Annotated in this window: 18 protein-coding genes; 10 read left to right on the forward strand and 8 right to left on the reverse strand. The window is 48.1% G+C overall.

Translation table 11 applies throughout. The features are described 5' to 3' along the window. Positions 1–78: 78 nt before the first annotated feature. Positions 79–1,050 carry a glycoside hydrolase family 43 protein gene (locus AC5JBY_RS11160; RefSeq protein WP_495904665.1) on the reverse strand — a complete coding sequence of 324 codons (972 nt, stop codon included), beginning with the start codon at positions 1,048–1,050 and terminating at the stop codon, positions 79–81. Positions 1,051–1,124: 74 nt separating this feature from the next. After that, positions 1,125–2,057, reverse strand: a complete 933-nt coding sequence (locus AC5JBY_RS11165) for a DUF3078 domain-containing protein (RefSeq protein ID WP_495904666.1) — start codon at positions 2,055–2,057, stop codon at positions 1,125–1,127. Between the two features lie 94 nt (positions 2,058–2,151). Here AC5JBY_RS11165 and AC5JBY_RS11170 point away from each other — a divergent pair, with 94 nt between their 5' ends. From AC5JBY_RS11170 to AC5JBY_RS11180, 3 genes are all read left to right on the forward strand, one after another. Next, complete coding sequence (locus tag AC5JBY_RS11170; RefSeq protein ID WP_495904667.1) at positions 2,152–2,928, forward strand: TspO-related membrane protein; 777 nt, start codon at positions 2,152–2,154, stop codon at positions 2,926–2,928. A gap of 148 nt (positions 2,929–3,076) precedes the next feature. Next, positions 3,077–4,906 carry an alkaline phosphatase gene (locus tag AC5JBY_RS11175; protein ID WP_495904668.1) on the forward strand — a complete coding sequence of 610 codons (1,830 nt, stop codon included), beginning with the start codon at positions 3,077–3,079 and terminating at the stop codon, positions 4,904–4,906. 54 nt (positions 4,907–4,960) lie between these two features. Continuing rightward, positions 4,961–6,232, forward strand: coding sequence for a flavin monoamine oxidase family protein (locus AC5JBY_RS11180; RefSeq protein ID WP_495904669.1), 1,272 nt, complete (start codon positions 4,961–4,963; stop codon positions 6,230–6,232). Between the two features lie 15 nt (positions 6,233–6,247). On the opposite strand, the gene AC5JBY_RS11185 is transcribed toward AC5JBY_RS11180, so the two are convergent. Continuing rightward, a complete protein-coding gene (locus AC5JBY_RS11185; RefSeq protein WP_495904670.1) occupies positions 6,248–7,042 on the reverse strand; it encodes a hypothetical protein in 795 nt (264 codons plus the stop codon). Between the two features lie 352 nt (positions 7,043–7,394). On the opposite strand from AC5JBY_RS11185, the gene AC5JBY_RS11190 reads away from it, so the two are divergent. From AC5JBY_RS11190 to mgrA, 4 genes are all read left to right on the forward strand, one after another. Further along, complete coding sequence (locus AC5JBY_RS11190; RefSeq protein ID WP_495904671.1) at positions 7,395–7,886, forward strand: RNA polymerase sigma factor; 492 nt, start codon at positions 7,395–7,397, stop codon at positions 7,884–7,886. Next, positions 7,883–8,383: a hypothetical protein gene (locus AC5JBY_RS11195; RefSeq protein ID WP_495904672.1), complete on the forward strand. Its 501-nt coding sequence runs from the start codon at positions 7,883–7,885 to the stop codon at positions 8,381–8,383. Before AC5JBY_RS11190 ends, AC5JBY_RS11195 begins: the two co-directional genes overlap by 4 nt. 45 nt (positions 8,384–8,428) lie before the next feature. Continuing rightward, entirely contained in the window at positions 8,429–9,679 is a 1,251-nt protein-coding gene (locus AC5JBY_RS11200) for a peroxiredoxin family protein (protein ID WP_495904673.1), read from the forward strand. Positions 9,680–9,814: 135 nt separating this feature from the next. Next, positions 9,815–10,813, forward strand: a complete 999-nt coding sequence (mgrA, locus tag AC5JBY_RS11205) for an L-glyceraldehyde 3-phosphate reductase (protein ID WP_495904674.1) — start codon at positions 9,815–9,817, stop codon at positions 10,811–10,813. A 260-nt stretch (positions 10,814–11,073) separates the two neighbouring features. Here mgrA and AC5JBY_RS11210 read toward each other — a convergent pair whose 3' ends face one another. The 3 genes from AC5JBY_RS11210 to AC5JBY_RS11220 form a co-directional block, all read right to left on the reverse strand. Next, complete coding sequence (locus tag AC5JBY_RS11210; protein ID WP_495904675.1) at positions 11,074–11,721, reverse strand: NAD-dependent epimerase/dehydratase family protein; 648 nt, start codon at positions 11,719–11,721, stop codon at positions 11,074–11,076. Positions 11,722–12,282: 561 nt separating this feature from the next. After that, positions 12,283–12,720, reverse strand: a complete 438-nt coding sequence (locus tag AC5JBY_RS11215) for an iron chaperone (RefSeq protein ID WP_495904676.1) — start codon at positions 12,718–12,720, stop codon at positions 12,283–12,285. A gap of 118 nt (positions 12,721–12,838) precedes the next feature. Continuing rightward, positions 12,839–13,585: a DUF6928 family protein gene (locus AC5JBY_RS11220; RefSeq protein ID WP_495904677.1), complete on the reverse strand. Its 747-nt coding sequence runs from the start codon at positions 13,583–13,585 to the stop codon at positions 12,839–12,841. Positions 13,586–13,804: 219 nt separating this feature from the next. On the opposite strand from AC5JBY_RS11220, the gene AC5JBY_RS11225 reads away from it, so the two are divergent. Further along, positions 13,805–15,826 (forward strand): monovalent cation:proton antiporter-2 (CPA2) family protein, encoded by a 2,022-nt coding sequence (locus AC5JBY_RS11225; RefSeq protein WP_495904678.1) that lies wholly within the window; start codon positions 13,805–13,807, stop codon positions 15,824–15,826. A gap of 131 nt (positions 15,827–15,957) precedes the next feature. Next, positions 15,958–16,845, forward strand: coding sequence for an aldo/keto reductase (locus AC5JBY_RS11230; protein ID WP_495904679.1), 888 nt, complete (start codon positions 15,958–15,960; stop codon positions 16,843–16,845). Positions 16,846–17,223: 378 nt separating this feature from the next. Here AC5JBY_RS11230 and AC5JBY_RS11235 read toward each other — a convergent pair whose 3' ends face one another. Together AC5JBY_RS11235 and AC5JBY_RS11240 are read right to left on the reverse strand one after the other, a co-directional pair. Next, a complete protein-coding gene (locus tag AC5JBY_RS11235) occupies positions 17,224–18,045 on the reverse strand; it encodes a universal stress protein (RefSeq protein ID WP_495904680.1) in 822 nt (273 codons plus the stop codon). Between the two features lie 249 nt (positions 18,046–18,294). Continuing rightward, positions 18,295–18,717, reverse strand: a complete 423-nt coding sequence (locus tag AC5JBY_RS11240) for a DUF3788 family protein (RefSeq protein ID WP_495904681.1) — start codon at positions 18,715–18,717, stop codon at positions 18,295–18,297. Positions 18,718–18,820: 103 nt separating this feature from the next. Between AC5JBY_RS11240 and AC5JBY_RS11245 the strand changes: the two genes are divergently transcribed. Further along, entirely contained in the window at positions 18,821–21,466 is a 2,646-nt protein-coding gene (locus AC5JBY_RS11245) for an AfsR/SARP family transcriptional regulator (RefSeq protein ID WP_495904682.1), read from the forward strand. Positions 21,467–21,598: the final 132 nt, after the last annotated feature.

Here is a 21,598-nt window from a genome sequence, read left to right on the forward strand (position 1 = left end):
GCCTTTTAGCAAATAGCTAATAATACAAAACCCGCTGATATGCTCAGCGGGTTTGTTATTTAGTGAATTCTTGTCTTCCTATTTCAACTTCTTAGGCTTTACACCCTCGAACGTGATCTTCACTGGTTGTATTAAACCATTCTTGTCGAAACGCATATAGTCAATACAAGTTACCCGGTGGTTAGCATGCGTTTCACTCAGCGGGCGACGGTGATATACAATGTACCACTCATCTTTACCAGGCACGGGGATCACGGAGTGATGGCCCGCGCCGGTGGCTACAGTAGAGTCCTGTTGCAGTACAGTGCCGATCCTTTCAAAAGGCCCGAAAGGAGAATTGGAGATAGCATAAGCCACGCGGTAGTTGGGGCCGGTCCAGCCACCTTCCGACCACATGAAATAATATTTATTGTCACGCATAAACATGAATGGCCCTTCAACATAACCCTTCGGCGTGATCTCTTTGAAAGTAGTACCATCTTCAAAAGGAACAAAGCCGGTGAAGTCATTCTTCAGCTTCACAATATTGCAATGACGCCAGCCGCCATAGATCATATAATACTGGCCATCCTTGTCTTTAAATACGAACTGGTCGATCGGCTGCGCACCATTATGAAATTTGTCCAGCAGCGGCTTGCCCAGCAGGTCCCTGAAAGGCCCTTCAGGTTTATCGGCTACGGCCACGCCGATGCCACCGGCCTGCTCGTTATTCTGGATATCATTCGCAGCAAAGAACAGGTAATACTTCTTGTCCTTCTCGATAATAGCCGGTGCCCACATCGCTTTCTTGGCCCATTTCACAGAAGCAGTATCGATAATGCGCGGATGCTTTGTCCAGGTGATCAGGTCATCCGAAGAAAACGCGTCCATGAACACCTGTTGCTCGTACCGGTCACTATAAGTAGGGTACACCCAGTATTGCTTGTTGAAGATGATACCTTCGGGGTCGGCGTACCAGCCTTCGAAAATAGGATTGCCGGAAGTCTTTTTAGATTGTGCACCTGCTACCAATCCAAGACCCATCAAACCGGCCAGAAACAGATATCTCATGTATAAAATAATTATTAAGCCTGCAATATACCACCCGGCAATTACAAACCTTCTACAATACGTCTCAAACCTTGTTAAAACTTGACCAGGAAGCCCACACCCAGCACCTGCTTGATCTGTGGCTTGGGTCCGCCCGCAGTACCATCGGCCTTTACGGTAGGCACATCATTGTCATAGATCACATCCACAGAAACGTTCATGTTGATCAGCTTCGACACCTTTACCGTCAGCACGTTTGTCCAGAAGATATCGATATTGAAAGGATCATGGCGGTAATTGGAGAACAGGTCCAGCTTCGTTTTATAATTGGTAGTAGGCGTAATATTCTTGTTCCAGTTCACAGAAGCATAGGCGCCAATCTCCATCTTCACATGCTTGCCACTGTCAACACCATAAGCAGCCACAGCCGACAGTGAATCATTCGTCACGATCACCCAGCGGGCAGTAATGGGAGACATGAACAGCGAGAAAGTCTCATCAGGTTTATAATCCATACCGGCTGATAACACCACGTAGGCGGGCGACGCAAAATTAGAAGTAAGCACCTTGGTCGAGTCGGTAGGGTAGGCATAACCCTTGGTAAACTGGCTCCGGAAGTTTAACAAACCACTCAGGTACCATTTCTTGTCGAGTTCATAACCGTACTTGGAAACAAGATCGATGCGGTCATCACTCTTACGCTGACCAAGGCTGGTGGTATTCACCATACCATAAGCCATGTCGAGATTATTATCCCACGAATTACGGCCATGCTTGTAATGAGCAAACACATTTGCCAAAGATGTCAGTGAAAGAGAAAATTTGTCACCCCCAGCCGACCAGTTGCTCAAAGCGCCCTGGTTGAGGTTTAACGCGATGCTGCCACCGGTTTTCCAGGTGCGTTTGCTGGTATCACTGGCATTCTTGGCAATGGTACGGCTCGATTCAGAGCGTAAACCTTGAACAGTTTTATCCTGAGCATAGAGACGGATGCTGCATAGGGCGAGCAGCAGGAATACATATTTCATAACGTTGGTTTTGAAAAACAGCCCCTGCCACAAAAACGCTGCCAAAACATAGTAGTCTGGCACGGTTCTTATGTTTTTTGGGAAAACACAGCAGATGAAAACACCTAATATGTTCCTGCGTTGGCTTACGTTCTTCAGTGTGATCGTTAATGTAGCGCTTAGCAGCCTGCAGGATTATATCGACATTGGTGGGCAATCGATGCGCGAAGTAACGGACCGCTATGATAGCCTATTTGTGCCGGCAGGATATGCATTTTCTATCTGGGGACTCATCTACCTCGCATTTATTATTTACGCCATTATACAATTGTTGCCGGCACAAAAAGATAAACCTGTCTATGATGCGTTGGCGGTGCCTGTAATAGCGATCAATCTGCTGGGGCTTTGTTGGCAATTCGCATTCCGCTACAACCAGGTAAGTCTGAGCGTGCTCATCATCATCGTAATGTTGGTGGCAGGTATGGTGCTGTTTATCCGAGCGCAGCAAGGCGTGTGGACACAGCACCGCAATCCCTGGTTGATGGTGCCGGCTTCACTGTTCCTCGGCTGGATCAGCGTGGCCACGATGGCAAACATAGCCCTGTGGCTGGTAGCGATGGGATGGCAGGGAGGCGGCATCAGTGAAGGCGCCTGGACCATGGTTTTGTTGGCTGCCGCACTGATACTATCCATCTTTATCAGTATTCGGTACAAAAACTTTATCTACCCGGCAGTTATAGCTTGGGCCACCTACGCCATCTTTGTATCCCTGCAAAGCGAATCTTCCCGGCTGGCGCAGGCCGCCCTGTACACGGCTATCGGCACTTTTATCCTTACCGTCATTGCTGCCGCCCGCAAAGGCAAACGATATTTAGAAAAACATGCACATTGAATATTGCGCTCAGTCGCCAGCCTCTGGCTGGTGACGCCTATTGGGGAGCCTCTGGCTCCCGCTGTATGATAATAATTTATTAATTACATCCTCCCAATAATCTCCTGCCACCAACAGTAACTTGCGCCGGTCTCCTTAACTTACCGGTATGAAAAGATTATTGCTCAGTTTGATCAGTTGCTACAGTATAATGGCCATGGCCCAGCCCACTGCATACACCACGGCCAATGCCCATTCACACAACGATTACGAAAAGCCATTCCCTTTTCAGGCAGCGTACAATGAAGGCTTCGGCTCCATGGAAGCAGACCTGTACCTGGTCAACGATGTTTTGTTGGTAGGTCATGATACTGCCATTGCAGGCGTCAATCCTTCCTTCGAGTCCCTATACCTGCAGCCACTGGAAAAAGCAGTAGCAAAGAACAATGGTTACCCCTATGCAGATCATACCAAAAAACTGCAGTTACTCATCGATCTTAAAAAGCCTGTACTTGATAATGTAGTCACCCTACTGCAGAAATATCCAACACTTACTGCATGCGCTAATATCCGGTTTGTGATCTCAGGCAGCAGGCCCGATCCGGCAAGCTGGCCAAAATATCCAGCATTCATTTGGTTTGATGGCAACCTCAACCAAACCTATTCTGCAGCGGTGCTGGAAAAGATAGGCCTGATGAGCATAGGCTTCACCAAATACTCCAAATGGAATGGCAAGGGACGTATACCGGCCCGCGAGCTCGATACCATACAACAAATGATCACAGGCGCCCATGCACTGGGCAAGCCCGTTCGCTTTTGGGCTACGCCCGATAATATGAATGCATGGTACCACCTCATGAAACTGAAAGTAGATTACCTCAATACAGATCGCATAGCAGAGTTGGGCGCTTTCCTGAAAAAGCTGCCGAAGACAATACACAAAAATGATAAAGCGCACGAGCTGTATCAACCACAATATAAAAATGATGGCCTGGTAAAGAAGGTGAAGAACGTTATCCTCATCATTGGCGATGGTACTGGTCTGGCACAATGGTACAGCGGATACACGGCCAACCACGCCCGGCTCAATGTATTCAACATGCGCAGCATCGGGCTATCGAAAACCAGCTCATACGATAACTTTATTACCGACTCGGCGCCCGGCGCTACCGCCCTCGCCTCAGGTGAAAAAACAAACAACCGCGCCGTAGGCGTAGACCATACCGGCGTAGCCCTCTCACTCATTCCTGATTACGTAGCGAAGAAAGGCATGAGCACTGGTTTGATCACTTCAGGCGATATGACCGATGCCACCCCGGCATCATTCTATGGCCACAGTGCAGAGCGTAGCAACAGCGCCGGCATATTCAATGACCTCGGCACTTCGCCGGTACAGTTGATCATGGGTTCGGGCAACAGCGCATTTAACAACACGATAGAGAGCGGCCTTAAACACCATGGATTTCGTGTTGTCAATTCAGTAGATAGCGTACGTCCCAATGCACCCCATAAATGGGTGGTAATGGATAAGCGTGCAGGACAACCAGTAGCAAAAGGACGTGGAGAATGGTTGCAGCAAGCCTTCGGCAAATCATTGGAAGTACTATCCAACAATAAGAGCGGCTTCTTCCTCATGGCCGAAGGCGCACAGGTAGATCATGGTGGCCACGACAATGACCTCTCCTGGCTGGCTACCGAAGCCATGGATCTTGACCGCCTGGTAGGCAAGGCTATGCAGTTTGCAGATGCCAATGGCGAAACCCTGGTAGTGGTTACAGCCGATCATGAAACCGGTGGACTGACCTTGATGGATGGCAATTACGAAAGCGGATACATCGGTGGGCAGTTTTCTACTGATGACCACACAGCTATACCCGTACCGGTATTTGCCTACGGTCCACAATCCCGGCTGTTCAGCGGCGTGTACGAAAACACCGCCATCTTTAATAAGATCATGCAGGCATTAGGCATACAACCCGGCAAAACGGCAGGAAACTAATATAAATCGCTGTTGGCCGTACATTTGCAGGATAAAGGACATCAACACCTATTCATGCCTTCATCAGTATTGATCATTGGTGCGGGTGCTGCCGGATTGATGGCAGCCCGTGAACTATCGGCCCGTGGCCATGCCGTCACCATCCTCGAAGCCCGCAACCGCGCGGGAGGACGTATGCATACCATACAGACACCCGCATTCTCCCTTCCCGTGGAAACAGGAGCCGAGTTCGTACATGGCAAACTGCCCGTTACCTTACAATTACTACACGAAGCTGGCATTCGATATACACCGGTGGAAGGCCGTATGATTGAAGTGCAAAATGGACACTGGCACAGGCAAGAACATTTCATTGACGGCTGGGACACCCTCATGGAGCGGTTGCAGCAACTTCAACAGGATGTGACTGTACAGCAATTCCTGGAAACACATTTTCCCGGTTCCCGCTACGATGCATTGCGCCGCTCGGTACAACGCTTTGCCGAAGGATACGATGGCGCCGACATCAGCAAGGCCAGCACGTTAGCTTTGCGTAGCGAATGGGAAAAAGAGGAAGAAGAACAATACCATATTCCCGGAGGGTACGAACAGCTGACAGATTTCCTCGTAGCACAGTGTGTGCGACAACGTTGCCAGTTGCAGCTCAATACACCAATAAAGCATATCCGGTGGAAGGAGGGGAGCGTAGAAGCCGTGGCCGAAGATGGACGCACATTTACAGCAGATAAAATAATCATCACAATACCGCTGGGTGTATGGCAACAGGAAAATGCTAAGAGCAGCATCGCCATATCACCGGCCATCGATCCGCAAATGGAGGCCTTCCGACAGATTGGCTTCAGTGCGGTGATCAAAATAAGCCTCGAATTCAAACAACCCTTCTGGCAGGAGTACGAAAAAGAACTTGGCTTTATATTCAGCGAAGAAATATTTCCTACCTGGTGGACACAACATCCACATCCCGCACCACTCCTTACAGGATGGATCAACGGCCCCCAGGCTGCTTCCTTTACACAGGCAGGACCACAAAAAATGCAGCAATACGCCCTCTACTCACTGGCAGGCATATTTGGATTACCACTGGTATTCCTCGAACAACAACTGGTAGCTGCACAGGTCACCGATTGGGGTGTCGATCCTTACACCCTTGGGGCTTATTCCTACGATATGCTGCCATCACAGGCAGCACGACAATTACTGCAGCAACCCGTTGCCAACACCCTTTACTTCGCCGGCGAAGCCCTCTACACCGGTGCCCACCCCGGCACGGTAGAAGCAGCGCTTACCAGCGGTAAAGAAGTCGCAAACAGGTTGATGCAGCAATAATAGATTGTTGAAGAGTTATTTCAATTCAGTCAGCCATTGTTGAGCAAAAGACCTGGCCGCAGTGATCGTTTCACGGCCGCAGCGGAAACAGCGCTTCCAGGTTTCATCCTTTGCCTCCAGCTTGGGATCGGCAAAACGTTTACTGCCACCCTTCTCCACCAGCTTCGCATCGAAGTCCATATCGGCCGTAAGCGCCAGGAATTCTTGCAATCTCCGCTTGATCAACACCTGCACATTCGCGGGGTATTCCTTTTCGAATTCCTTTACAGCCTCAGCATATTGCGAAGCATCCATATCATTACCTTCACTCAGGTTACTCATGTATAGGCCATGCTGTGGGTCTTTCGGGTCTTGTAAAGCCTTCTGCTCTGCTTTCAGCATTTTGATGGTGGCCTCATACAGCTTCTTCATATCACCAGCGGCTCCCTTCATGCCTTCTTCATTGGAGGCAATGTCATTTTTGATCTCCTCAAGCCTTGCCTTCACCTTCGCAGCTTTATCGGTTGGTGCAGCGGGCTTGGCCGATTCACGCGCTTCTTTGTATACCTGTAGAAAGTCAGGCGAACTACTGTACTTACGGATATAGTCACCCAGTTCTTTCACTACGCCGGCACGTTTGCCACTGGCAAGACCTTTCAATACAGAAGAATGCGGGAAAGAAAGATTACCCTCTTTGAAGTTGCCGAAAATATATTCACGCGCTTCATCCTCAGCCATTTCCAGTTGATCAAAAACATTTTTAACAACAACAAAAGCCATCGTGGACAATGCCAGCAGGCACACTACCCCAATGCGGGTCATCTTTTTCATGGTATACTTATTAAAGAATTAAAGAGATATAGTGCGTAAAAGTACAGGCAGTGGTGAGCGGATATGGGTACAATGCTACAAAATGACAAAAGCGGTGGATGAACCAGCAAAATGGCCGGTCGGGTTGCAAAACACGTATAACTACGCGGGATACAATTATTCTATACCGTGAACACGGTACGGGATTCTGGGTAGGAATTGATCATGGCGGGATATTTTGGTGGCACTGGTTGCGCTAAGTGTTGTAAATCATCATTTTTATCCGTTTTTTGTAAAACAGTTGATGAATATTACTTATTTTCAACGGTGCGAGACCTTATGAAATTTAGTTGTAGAGAAAACCATTAGCAATTTGGAAACCCTTATTACTAAAGAGACATTGAAATCCAAACTCAATGCAGGCGTTGAACCTGCCATTGAACTCCTGTATACCAATTATAGCCCCATGCTCTATGGCTATATCCTGCAATTCGTTCCCGAACAAAAAGAAGCAGAAAAAGTATTGGTGCTGGTATTCGGTACATTGGCTACCCGTTTGCAAGATGCCTTTGGCTCACCCCTCAGCATCTATATGTGGATGCAGGTGGAAGCACGGAAGCTGATATTGGAATACAAAAAGCAAAGACCTGTCAACGGCGCGCAACAAAACGGAGGGTATAATAAGAACGCTTATTACCTTACCCTGTTACGCGATGCTTCACCCGAACAGCGCATGGTGTTCAGTGAAATATTCCTGCACGGTAGAAGCAAAGACGAATTGGCCGTACAATTGCAAACAAATGTGCATGATATTAACAGGCTGCTCAATGAAAGCCTGCTCATCATAAGAAAAAATTTACAGTGAACCCGCACTCATATATAAACGATGGTACCATTGAAGCCTACGTACTGGGGCTGATGACACCCGTTGAAAAGAACGGGTTCGAACAGTTGGTACTGCAATACCCCGAACTTCAGCTGGCACTTGCTGATACACAGCGAAAGCTGGAAGCATTGGCCGCAAATGAAGCTGTACCACCACCGCCCGGTGCCCAGGAACACCTGTATGAATTCATAAAAGGATTGCCGGCTTTGCGGACCGACAACCGCGAAGTGCCGCCCTTTACCGAAACCAAACAGACAAAGCAATACATCACTGCAGAGGTCTCCTCCACACACATACGCGTGCACAAATACTGGCGCCTCGCATTCCTGGTTGTATTTATACTCTCTAAAGTATTCCTCGGATTCCTCATCTACTACATCATCAAATTCCACGAAGCAAAAGCTGAAATGAAAGAGCTGCAACATCAGCAACAGGAGCAGACTACAAAGCCTCCTGTTAATACTCTATCAAAATAGTAGGCAATATTTTGACAAAACCTGACCGACTGGTATCTTTGTGCCATGCACATAAGAAAACTACTACCAATTCTATTGATCCTCAGCAGCTTTGCAGGCACTCCGGCCACGGCCAGCGAAACAAAAGCGGTCCTGAAAAACGGCATCTGGAAAGCGGTCATACAGCGTCCAGACGGACAACAGATTGTCTTCAACTTTGAAGTAAAACCCCTCAATGGTAAACCGGTACTATATGTGCTCAACGCTACAGAGAGATTATTGGTAGATGATATCCGCCAGGAAGGCGATTCCCTGTGGATCACCATGCCATTCTTCGATGCGCACTTTGCTACTGTGATCAAAAGCGATGGTAGGCTCGAAGGCAAGTTTATCAAGTTCAGCGGCGACCGTCGCTCGGAAATACCCTTCTATGCATTGCCCAACAACAAAGAGCGCTATCCGGCTACTCCCAAGCCAGCTTATAAAGTTACCGGCCGTTGGGCAGTAACGTTTGGAGAAGGAAAAAGTGCATCCGAAGCAGTAGGTGAATTTGTACAGGGAGCCAATGGAAAAGTGACAGGCACCTTCCTCACGCCAACAGGCGATTACCGTTACCTCGAAGGAAGCATCCTGAAAGATACACTCAAGCTCTCGGCATTCGATGGTAGCCACGTCTATCTTTTTGCAGCGAAGCTCGATAACGACAGCACCATCACCCAGGCTACGTTCTATGCCAGCGGAACAGGAAAAGAAAGCTGGGTGGCACATAAAGACATCAACGCCAAATTACCCGATGGTTTCGATGCGGTGAAACTGCGCCCCGGCGAAAGCAAGCTCAACTTCCGTTTCCCTTCTACTGATGGTGAAGAGATCGGCATCAACGATGCACGCTTCAATAATAAAGTAGTCGTTATACAGATCATGGGCTCCTGGTGTCCCAACTGTATGGACGAAACAAAGTTCATGGTCGATTACTACAAAAAGAACAAACAACGTGGAATTGAATTCCTGGGACTGGCTTACGAGCGCACTACTGATTTTGAGCGTTCCAAAACAGCACTGGCAGGATTCCAAAAACGTCTCGGTATAAACTATCCGGTGCTGGTAGCATCAGCCGCAGTATCCGATCCCAAACGTACAGAGAAGACCCTGCCGCAGATCGAGCCAATAAAGGGGTTCCCTACCACGATCTTCATCGACAAAAAAGGCAACGTCCGCAAGATACATACCGGCTACGATGGGCCAGCCACGGGCCAGCACCACGAAGCATTCAAAAAAGAATTTGAGGAGATCGTAAGCTCATTATTAAATGAGTAGTATCCCTCTGTCGACCTGCCTGTCCCGCTCCGTGGGAAGCCTGTCGAAGGGGGTATGTCAATCAGCTACAACGAATTTGCATTATAATAAAACAAGGCTTTTCTTTGCCTTGTTTTATTTTTTAATACCCGCTATATGAGCTATATGAACTATCAACCTGCTGCCGACAGATACAGCAACATGCAATACCGCCGTTCCGGAAAAAGCGGCATCCAGTTACCCGCACTGTCATTGGGCCTCTGGCACAACTTTGGCCATGTGGACGTACTGGAAAACTCCCGCGCGATACTGCGCCTCGCATTCGATAACGGAGTCACCCACTTCGACTTGGCCAACAACTACGGCCCGCCCCCCGGTAGCGCTGAAGAAAACTTCGGGAAAATATTGAAAGAAGACTTTGCCGGCTACCGCGATGAGCTCATCATCTCATCCAAAGCAGGCTACACCATGTGGGCAGGGCCTTATGGCGACTGGGGTTCCAAAAAGTACCTGGTGGCCAGCCTCGACCAAAGCCTCAAACGCATGGGCCTCGAGTACGTGGACATCTTCTATCACCACCGTCCCGATCCCAATACACCGCTGGAAGAAACCATGAGCGCGCTCGATCTGATTGTGCGCCAGGGCAAAGCATTATATGCAGGTATTTCCAACTACCCGGCAGAAGAGGCACGGAAGGCCATTAAGATCCTGCGTCAGCTGGGCACACCTTGCCTTATCCACCAGCCCAAATACTCCATGTTTGTTCGTTGGGTTGAAGAAGGATTACTCGATGTGTTGGAAGAAGAAGGAGTGGGATGCATTCCCTTCTCGCCACTGGCGCAAGGGTTGCTCACCAACAAGTACCTGAAAGGTATTCCTGCAGACTCGCGTGCAGCTAAAGCCCACGGCTTTTTGAAAGAAGAAGAAGTAACGCCACAACGAGTGCAGCAGATACAAAAGCTGAACGAGATCGCCATACAGCGTGGACAATCACTTGCACAGATGGCACTGGCCTGGTTGCTGAAAGACCCGCGTGTGACATCTGTACTCATCGGCGCCAGCAGCCCGGCACAACTCACCGACTCGCTGCAGTGTCTGAAAAGCAAACCATTCACCAGCGACGAACTCGAAGCAATCGAGAAGATATTGAAATAAAAACAAAACCCTCCGGGGGATCTGGAGGGTTGCCTTCTATCTTGCAATAGAAGAAAAACTAACATCACCTATATCGCCTTCACCAAATAAACCATAATTACAACGGACAAGGTTAGGGGAAAACACACACTACACTAATTATGAAAAGCAACGCTTGATTGACATTGTAAAGTTGCGCCGAAATGCCGCATGATCCAACAAATAGAACTGGTATTCAACCAATACGCATACTTTGTATTATCACAGATAATGGTAATTACTTACCTGTTTGCCAGTTGCTTGATATCAGCTACTTCCAACGTCCGCTTCGAATAGCCATGCAACGCGGCATTGATCATAGCGAGACCTACTTCATGTAAAGTACAAACCTGCCTGGGAATAAATAAGACCATGATGCTGACGATGAATTTGTACAGCGCCTTTGCATTGCGTTGACCCTTGGTGGCTATCATAGCGCCGGGACGGAAATTATACGCGGCTTTGAAGGACAGTTGCTGTAGCGCATTTTCAGTTTTACCCTTCACCCTTGCCCACATTACCTTGCCGGTTTCGCTGCTATCAGTCCGCTGGCCCGATACAAAGTTGAAGATCATCGCCGGATTCAAACGGGCAAGTGTAGAAGCAAAATAAACGGTGGTATCGTAAGTAGCTTTAGAATAGTCCTGCTCATTGATACCAACAGAACTGATACCCACACAATAAAAGCACGCATCATAACCAGACAATGCAGCAGTAAACTGATCAAGCTGGAAGAAGTTGGGCACGATCAATTCCTTTAGCTTGGGATCGGTATACCCGCAGGTCCTCCGGCCCACGACCAGCACTGCTGAAATAGCCGGATGATGAAGGCATTCCAGCAATACTCCTTCACCTACAAAACCAGTTGCTCCTGTAATAATTACTTTCATCGTATTGATATTGTAATTTTTCTTTCACTTAAACACACAAAATTCTATAAAAAACAAATAACCGGTTTTGTTGAAAGGCTAATATTACTTTGTTGAGAGGTCCAACTATAAAATAGAGATAATACTTTTTCGTACACATGCGCACTTGTAGCTGGAATAGTTCTCGTCCTTTCGTATCAAAAATACCGAAAGGGATCAAAACGAATAATCTGGCCTTACCTGTACCGGAAACGGCTCATGCACATTTACTGTTACTACATTTTAGCACTACATTTGATTGACTACACTATGAGTGACAATTGGACAGCGGAAATGACAGAAAAGACGATTTGACAAACGGATCGGTCGAAGATCAAGGCAGGGTAGAGTATAGATGAGGTATAGATGCCCTATAGATACGGTATAGATAGAGTATTAAAATAGCGTAGTTGATTAAAAGTGCAGTTTTTACCAAAAACAGCAGGGCTGCTGGTGCCCCTGCTTCATTATAAATGTAGTTCTTTGAAATTGAACAGGAAGATTTCCCTTTTCAACCTGTCAACTTCTCAACTTGTAAACCCATTAAGATTGCTTACGTTTTGCCGCTTTCTTTTTCCCAGGCACAGCCTTCACCTTCCCGGCAACCTTGGCCATAGCAGCCTCAGCGTTCTTCTTGATGCGATATTTAACGATATTGGTGATCAGGCCAACAGGCATGGGTTGATCGAGCGGAAATTGAACAGAACCCTTGCCCGTCTTATACGGGGCAAGCGCTGCCTTGAAACTGGCCACACCTGTTGGCGCAGGAAAAAAGCCGATATGATTTTTGAACGCGGCAAAAAGCACGAGGTGACCGTCCTGCAAAAAAGCAGGCATGGCGTAGCGGATTGCTTCTTCGGCCTTGGGCGCTGCCTTTCGCACAGTTGCACGTATCTGTTGCAATATCTTTTGAATATCCGGTGGAAAGCTGGCAATATAAGCATCGATAGTCGTCGGTGCATTTTTCATACTGGTAGCCATATGCAAAAGAGTTAAAAGTGAAACAACTACCATAAAAATACAACCTCCATCCATGAATCAGGATGTGCGAAAACGACAAACGTAGGAGGGAAATGCGACAAAATACAATACCTGTAGATCACTCCTTGCCACGGAACGATTTCAACAAACGGCCCAGCCAGGAGCCGCCTGCTGCTTGAGTGGAAGCCGAAATAGTAGCAGGAATAGATTCCCGCGAAACGGCCCTTCCAGACTTTACACGTTTGTATTTCCTGAAAGTAGTATTGAACATCAGCACCTCGTCTTCTCCCGTGCTGATTTGCACACCAAGATGTCGCTTCGCTACCCCAAAAGCAAAGGCCTCCATCATTTGGTCTTCCGTATACTCGTAAGGACCATCAGGTGTGCCAAAAGAGCTGCGAAACAACAGGCGTTCGCCTGTCATGGACGATTGAGCATATATAGGAGTTTCTTCAGCTAATGGTTCACCATAGGAGGTGACAGGAATATCCCCGCTGATCGATTTGAAGCGAAGCCGCTTGCTGCTCCGCACCAGTGCATAAGCATGATAGTTCACCACGCTGTGGCAAACCGTCGTTAGGATTTCCGATTGAGGGAACAAAGAAGTGAGCACATGCTCGTAATCCATTAATGTTTCCAGTCGCCTCAGTTGGTCCAGCGCTTCCGTACATTGGAAATCATCACAAATAACAAGATGATTGTTGAAATACCCGATATTGATGGATTTGTCCCGGGGATACATACATTCCTCCAGCGTAGTATCTTCTACAAAAGTATAATCGGTAAAGCCAAGGCTGTCCAGCAAAGCACGCTCGTTTACGGTGCCGGGCTGGCTGATAGTGATCATAGAACATTTCATGCCCATGGTAAAAAAGGGAGGTTTAGGGACTTTAAAACTATACAAAAATAACGGCCATTGCAAGTGCCCACCCTGCAGCCACGGCAGGAACATTGAATTTCACCATCTGGTTTGGCAGCTACAAAGGCCACACATGCTGGACCAACTGTCATTCCGGCCGGTACAAAAGCATGGCGTCAAACTTGCGGGCATAAACAACTAAATTTGTAATAGCAAAACCTGTTCATGCAACAAACATTCTTCTACCAGGCCATGATCTATCTCGCAGCGGCAGTGATCATGGTGCCCATCGCTAAACGGTTTGGCCTCGGCTCTGTGCTGGGCTATTTGATCGCGGGCATCATCATAGGACCGGCCTGCTTCAAGTTCATTGGCACCGAAGGAGAAGATCTGCTCCACTTTGCCGAGTTTGGCGTGGTCATGATGTTGTTTGTGATAGGCCTTGAACTGGAGCCATCCCGTCTCTGGCGCCTGCGCCGTACGATCGTAGGCATGGGAGGTATGCAAGTTACCCTTACCACCATTGCAGTGGCAGGAATAGCCATGCTGATCGGACTTTCCTGGCGCGAAGCCCTCGCCCTGGGTATGATCGTTGCCCTTTCGTCCACGGCCATCGTATTGCAATCTTTACAGGAAAAAGGATTGATGCAGGCTGCTTCTGGCCAAAGCTCCTTTGCCGTACTGCTTTTCCAGGATATAGCTGTCATCCCCATGCTGGCACTCTTTCCATTGCTCGGAGCACACGGAGCTGATGCAGCTGCTACAGGCCATCAATCAGGACTTGCAGGCACGTTGCCTGCCTGGGCACAAACCCTCATGGTACTTGGTTCAGTATTGTTCATCGTAGTGGCAGGCCGCTATTTGATTCCACCCTTTTTCCGCCTGATTGCCAAAACAGGCATGCGCGAAATGTTTACCGCAGCAGCCCTGCTCCTGGTGGTGGGCATCGCAGTGCTCATGACGGCAGTAGGCCTTAGCCCGGCATTAGGTACCTTCCTCGCAGGCGTTGTGCTGGCCAACAGCGAATACCGCCATGAGCTCGAAACCGATATCGACCCCTTCAAAGGACTCCTCCTTGGACTCTTCTTTATTGCTGTAGGTGCCTCTATCAACTTTTCACTGATCATAGAACGACCCCTGCTCATATTGGGTCTCGTACTGGGAGTCATGCTCCTTAAAATGATTGTACTTTTCATCGTTGGCAGGGCATTCCGCATGAGCACAGCGCAAAACAGCATTTTCACGTTCAGCCTCAGCCAGGTCGGTGAATTTGCCTTTGTATTAATCAGCTTTTCGGTACAGGGAGGCATTTTGCCCAAAGAAGTCACAGATCCGCTAACAGCAGTGGTCGCTATTACGATGGCCCTTACACCGCTCGCCATATTGGTCAATGAAAAATACATCACCCCACGACTATGTGCTGTCGCTGCAGCCACGTTGGTAGAAAGAGAAAGCGATATCGTCGAACAGAACAATCCTGTCATCATTGCGGGTTATGGCCATTTTGGTAACACGATCGGTCGTTTCCTCCGGGCCAATAACATTAGCACCACTATCCTCGATACCGATAGCGACAACGTAGACTGGTTGCGCAGAATCGGATACAAAGTATTCTATGGCGATGCCAGCCGCCACAACCTCCTCGAAATAGCTGGAGCTCACAAAGCAAAGCTCATTGTAATTGCTATAGGCGATGCTAAAAAGCGGTTGGAGGTAATTGATACCATCAAAAACCATTTCCCCAACCTGCAGATGCTGGTAAGATCATCTAACCGTTGGGATGCATACGACCTCATGAATGCGGGTATGCTGCACATCTACCGCGAAACCCTCGATACAAGTTTGAGAGTAGGAGTGGATGTGATGAAAATATTAGGCTTCAGGGCCGAAGTGGCCGACACCGCCGCCAAAACATTCTTTACCCACGACGAAAAAGCACTTAAATACCTCTCCACTATTCGTAATGATGAAGAGTACATCACGGCAGCCCGCAGCAACATGGAAGAACTCACCCAGCTTGTACAGGCCGACCGTGCCGTACAGGAATCCCGTTTTGCACCACTCCCCATAGCCACACCCGTTCCCTTTGAAGAACAGCTGGCTACCATCGGAGCCGACGACGGTGTGGAGCAATCAGAAGGCGAACTTGGCGAACAATCCGTCACCGACCCATTATCCGCCAACCCCTCTCTCAATGAGGATGGCAACGATGATCCCGCCGGCGAAGAAGTCCGCCTCGCCCAATAGGTAGCTGGGCCTCTGGTCCATCGATGCAAACGCATTGCCGATTGTCGACTGCCGATTGCCGACCATTTCAGTAGAATTTCCTATCTTAACGCCCTTAATTGCGTATCCATATTAACCAGAAAAACAACAAGATGAATAAGATATACCTGAGCGACGCCGGCCCTAAAGTATCCCCGGCGATCTATGGATTTTACCGCTGGCACGAAGTAGACAACAAAGCAAAGGCAATGGAGAAGACCATCAACCTTTGCCTCGAACTCGGCATCAATACTTTCGATCACGCAGATATATATGGCGGCTATGAGTGTGAAGAATTGTTTGGAAATGCCATCGCACAAGGTTCCATCAAAAGAGAAGACCTGGTAATATTCACCAAGTGCGGACTGTTGGAGCCACACCCGGCCCGTCCCAACGTACGCGTACGCCACTGCGATACGTCAAAACAACATATTTTGGCCAGTGTGGAGAATTCACTGAAAAAACTCCGCACCGATTACATCGATATCTTCCTGCTCAATAACCTCGATCCCATTTCCAATCTGGAAGAAACGGCACTTACGCTCCAAAGACTGAAAGAGTCGGGCAAGGTGAAGAACATAGGTGTGGTAAACTTCTCTGTGTTCCAGCACCAGCTGTTGGCATCATACCTCAAAACGCCGATCGTTACCAACCACGTTGAGCTGAACTTGCTCAACACGACGGCGCTTGACAACGGACAGGTAGACTACAGCAAACAACGCTACATGCGTCCGCTGGCTTCAGCACCGCTGGCAGCCGGACAGATTGCTACTGGGCAAAGCGAAAAAGCAATACGTGTTAGAACGAAGTTGCAGGAGATAGGAAAGAAATACAACGCCGACCAGGAGTCGATAGCAGTAGCATGGTTAGTAAAGCTGGGAGCATTGCCACTCATTGGTACCACCAGCGAACAACGTATTCGCAACATCGTCAATGCCTTCAACATCGACCTCGACAACCAGGATTGGTACGAACTCTACAACGCCTCCCGCGGAGTTTAGAAAATTTAAGAGAATGGATCTCTTCATATTGCCCGGCCCTTTAGGGCCGGGATTTAAACTCGATAAATCTCTCTGGGCTTTAGCCCAATTATATAAACCTAACTACAAAAGGGTGAGCCACTTTTGGAAAGCGGCTCACCCTTTTGTATAGATAACTTAATTTGTAGAATGCTGTCATTTCCTACGTTACCATCCGCAACTATCAAATAAAACAAAGCCTTCTACAAAGCGAAGTGACTGGTTGCCTGTAATAAAAAGAAAGTGACAAGCAACGCGCGTGCAGCGCGAAACCCTTGCGTAAGCAAAAAATAAAGTGCAAAGAAAATAATAACATCGTAGCACGATGCATAAGGCCAAAGCCTGCATCAAAATAAACAATCACTTCTCCTCCGGAAGCACTAATAACGGCACAGTCGTCTTAGCAATCATCGCCTTGGTAGTGCTACCAAAAAACAATTTCTCCAACATCGAATGCTGATGCGGCACAATAGCCAGCAACTGCACCGGCATAGTCTGCACCAGGAACGACAACGCATCACTCACATCCTTATGTTGCGTATAAGCATATTGCGTTTCCAGCGCCCGTGGCAGGCGATGAAGATGCGTAGGATGATGCTTTAATTCATACACCTCATCAAACCGGTCACTCAGCACGCGCACGATGTATACTTTGGAATGAAAGCGTAGCCCGATCTCACTCAGCATGTCGAGCGTATGCTCACCATCTTCGGGAACGATATCACTGGCGAGCGCAATAGTATGTGGAGGTTGATAATGAGCCGAAGCGGGGACGGCAATAAGCGGAATAGGAGTGTGGGTAGCGAGGTCAGTAACAGTGCTGCCAAACAATCTCCGTAACAGGCGGCTTCCTTCCTGTATGCCACAGATGATTACGCCAGCTTTATGTGCAGTAGCTGTTTCTATGATAGAAGAGGACACTGGTCCGGCTGCCTGCAATAACTCCACGGTAATCCCAGTAATATCCACGGCCAGTACGTGTTGACGAAGCCGGTCTTGCACCACGATATCCGATTCTATTTCCGGTAATGTTATCACGGGCTCCACATTGACCACAGCAGGAGGTTGACAGGCATGAAACAGGATGAGTTTGGCGCCGAAGGCCCTTGCCATTCCCAGCCCGTACAGAAAAGCATTGTGCGAGGCATTGGTAAAATCCGTAGCAACCAGGATCGTTTCCATAGCAACGAAGTTTCAACAAAGATACTACTCCTCCGCAGCCTGTAGACTGACCTTCCTCATACTTTTACCTGACCCTTATTACCTCGTTCATCCTTCCTGTCATTTCGAACGGAACGCCCTTTATTTTGTCATTTCGAACGGAGCGATAGCGGAGTGAGAAATCTGCTGTCAAAGCAAAGGCATAATAGAAACAAGTGGGACTAACGCAATAGGTGAAGAAAGACAAATAAGAAGAGGAAGTTTACATAATCACGATTTCGCAAACAACTTAATAGCCAATAGCTTCTTGATATCCTTGACAAAACAGTCATCATTGATTTTAATGTAGCAACTTCGACCCTCGGTATGAGCGCCGGCATCCTGGATCATTTGCTTGGCTTCATCCGAAATACTGCTGTCGAGCGCTTCACGTACAGCCTTTTCACCCAACACGAGCAGGATAGCAAAAAAGTTATCACAAGGAATACAATACACGATAACACGCTTGTTGTACCTGATACGGATATGCCAGCCCACTTTTGGATAAAAATGCCAGAGCTCTTCGGCACCCGGCCGGTTTTGAAACACATAGTCCCTGATGTCCGACCAGTAGTCGTACGTATCGTCCAGCGTTTCGCGGAATAATTTATGGACAGGTTTCTTAGCCTGGTCCTTAAAAATGCTGCTGTACAAGTTCAAGGGTTTTAACGAGTAATGTAAACGGATGAATGATCGCTTATAGTGTGGCCTCGTTGCACAATAACAAACACCCCCCCTCCAAACACCCAACTTTTTTATGAACACAACCACTGTTATATTTACAGTGAATGCTGCCAAACAAACATTAATGAACACCGGACCGCGAAAGATACTTTTCTGCTTACTGCTTATATTGATCCATACCTTGCATGCCGTCGTGGCCAGCGCACAATCCTATGGCCTGGGTTTTGCCAGCCATGAGGTCATACAGGATAAGAGGACTTCACTGGAACTGCTGCCGGGAGGCGATTACTGTGCACAAGAAGACTTTGAACTTACCTTTGACCTTACTATACTGCCCGGACGCAGGGATTATTTTGGTTATATATTGCGAGTGATTAAAAATGAACAGGAGCACATTGACCTCATCTACGATGTGCAACCAGGCGGCAACCAGTTCAAATTGGTTATCGGAGGTAAGTTCACCAACATTGCATTTACCCTCGATTCACTCCACCTCTACGATCGTTGGAACCAATTCAGACTACAGTTCGATTTTAAGAACGATCAGATCATCCTCAACAATGGCGCTATCACCCAAACACAGCAAAAGGTAGGATTGAAAGCGGGTGACTGCTTTAAATATTATTTCGGCGCCAGCCAGTACAAACAGGCAAAGATTACAGACGTTCCACCCATGAAGATCAGAGACGTGAAGATCATGAAGGAGGGAACAGTGAAATACTGGTGGCCGCTGGATGAACGCGAAGGTAACAGTGTACATGAAAATAAACACGATAAAGATGCGGCAGTCATAAATCCGGTATGGATTAAAAATACCCATTATGAGTGGCGCCTCGTCAGACAGTTTACCGTACACCGTGCCCCTGGTTTCGCGTTCAATCCAAAACAGGGAACACTCTACCTCGTAACAGCCGACTCGTTATACAATTACGCCACCCTCAGCGGAGAGATCACAGCCACTGCATATGCATCCGGACAGCAACCCTTGCTGCGCGGCAATCAATCCCTGTACGACAGTAGCACAGGAAAATTATATAATATGTACATAGACCACCGGTTCGTGGCTACGTACGATTTTGCACACAACGATTGGGATAAAAAATTTCAGCCCGGACCAGTTACCGACTATTGGCACTTTAATAAGTTTTATTCACCACACGATACATCCATTTACCTGCTGAACGGATACGGGCATTTCCAGTACCGCGATACTGTTCGACGCTATCATATACCAACGGCAACCTGGAGTACAATACCGGTTACAGGTGATAAACTATTGCCACGCTACCTGGCAGCAGCAGGAGCCACAGCCCAGGGCGATGGTATTTATATATTGGGAGGCTATGGCAGCGAGACGGGCCAGCAGATCCTTGCACCGAAAAGCTATTACGATATGCTTTACTTCGATGCAGGAAAACGCACTTTTAAAAAACTGTTTGAAATTAAACCCGGCAAAGAAGATGTGGTATTTGCCAATACACTGGTTATCGACGAAAAGGCCAATAGATACTACGGTCTTGCCTTTCCCAACTACAAATACAGCAGCCAGCTACAATTGATACAGGGATCACTCGATAAAGCAGATTATACCCTGGTGGGCAATGCCATACCCTTTTCCTTTCGCGATGTAAACTCCTTTGCCGATCTTTTCTATTGCCCGGTTAGCAAACAACTCATAGCAGCAACATCATTACAAGCCACCGGCGATAAAGACGGCATTTACACTATTAATATATACGCACTCGCCGCACCGCCGGTAGGAGCAGGCGATACCGCGATCGGCAACACAGCCGGCTTATCTTGGTGGATATACCTATTGATCGCGATCATCATCGGTGCAGCCATAACTTATTACATCCTGCGCAAAAACAAACGATCCCGGCAACCATTGTCGCCACAAGCCGATCCACAGCCTGTGACGCAAAACATACCACCACCTGCAACCAGTAACCTGCAACCTGTACCTGCTAACCTGCAATCAGCAGCGGCCACTTCCGCCAACGCGATCTACCTCTTCGGCGAAATGCAGGTCGTAGATCAGGAAGGAGCAGACATCACCAAACAGTTCACACCACTCGTTAGAGAACTTTTCCTCATCATATTACTCTATACCATTCGAAAAGGTAGAGGAGTGAGTTCGGAAAAACTTACTGAACTACTCTGGTCCGATAAGTCCACACAGAGCGCCCGCAACAACCGTTCAGTCAACATCGCCAAGCTAAAAGCCATTCTCGACAAACTCCCCGGTTGCCAGCTATCCAATGAAACGGGAAACTGGAAAATAGAAATAGATTACGAAAATATCTATGTCGACTACCAACAGTACCTCCAGATCGTACAGGGTAAAACAACCCTCACACGCCAAAAGATTAACGACCTTGCAGCCATTACCCGGCGCGGTGGGTTCCTGAGTCACCTCGAATACCCCTGGCTGGCGACCTTCAAGGCCGATGTTTCCAACGACATTATAGATACCTACCTCAACTTCGCAGGTACGATCTCCATAGCCGACGACCCTGAGTTCCTGGTCAAACTGGCCAACGACATCTTCCATTTTGATCCCGTCAACGAAGACGCCATGGCCATCAAATGCCGGGCGCTCGTCCATCAGGGCAAACACTCCCTCGCCAAGACCGCCTTCGAAAACTTCGCCAAAGAGTACAAAACCCTCTACGGCGAAAACTTCCCCCGCGACTTCCAGTCCATCCTCGAAACCTGACCCTGTTACGGTAAATTTTGTCACCCTCATTGAGCTGTCACCCTGAGCTTGTCGAAGGGTTATCAAAGGGTGGGTCGCCCTCAAAGGGCGGCTCACCCTGGTCTAAAGGAAACCATCGAAGAGTTCGCCTTT

It is taken from the genome of Paraflavitalea sp., from assembly GCF_059502485.1.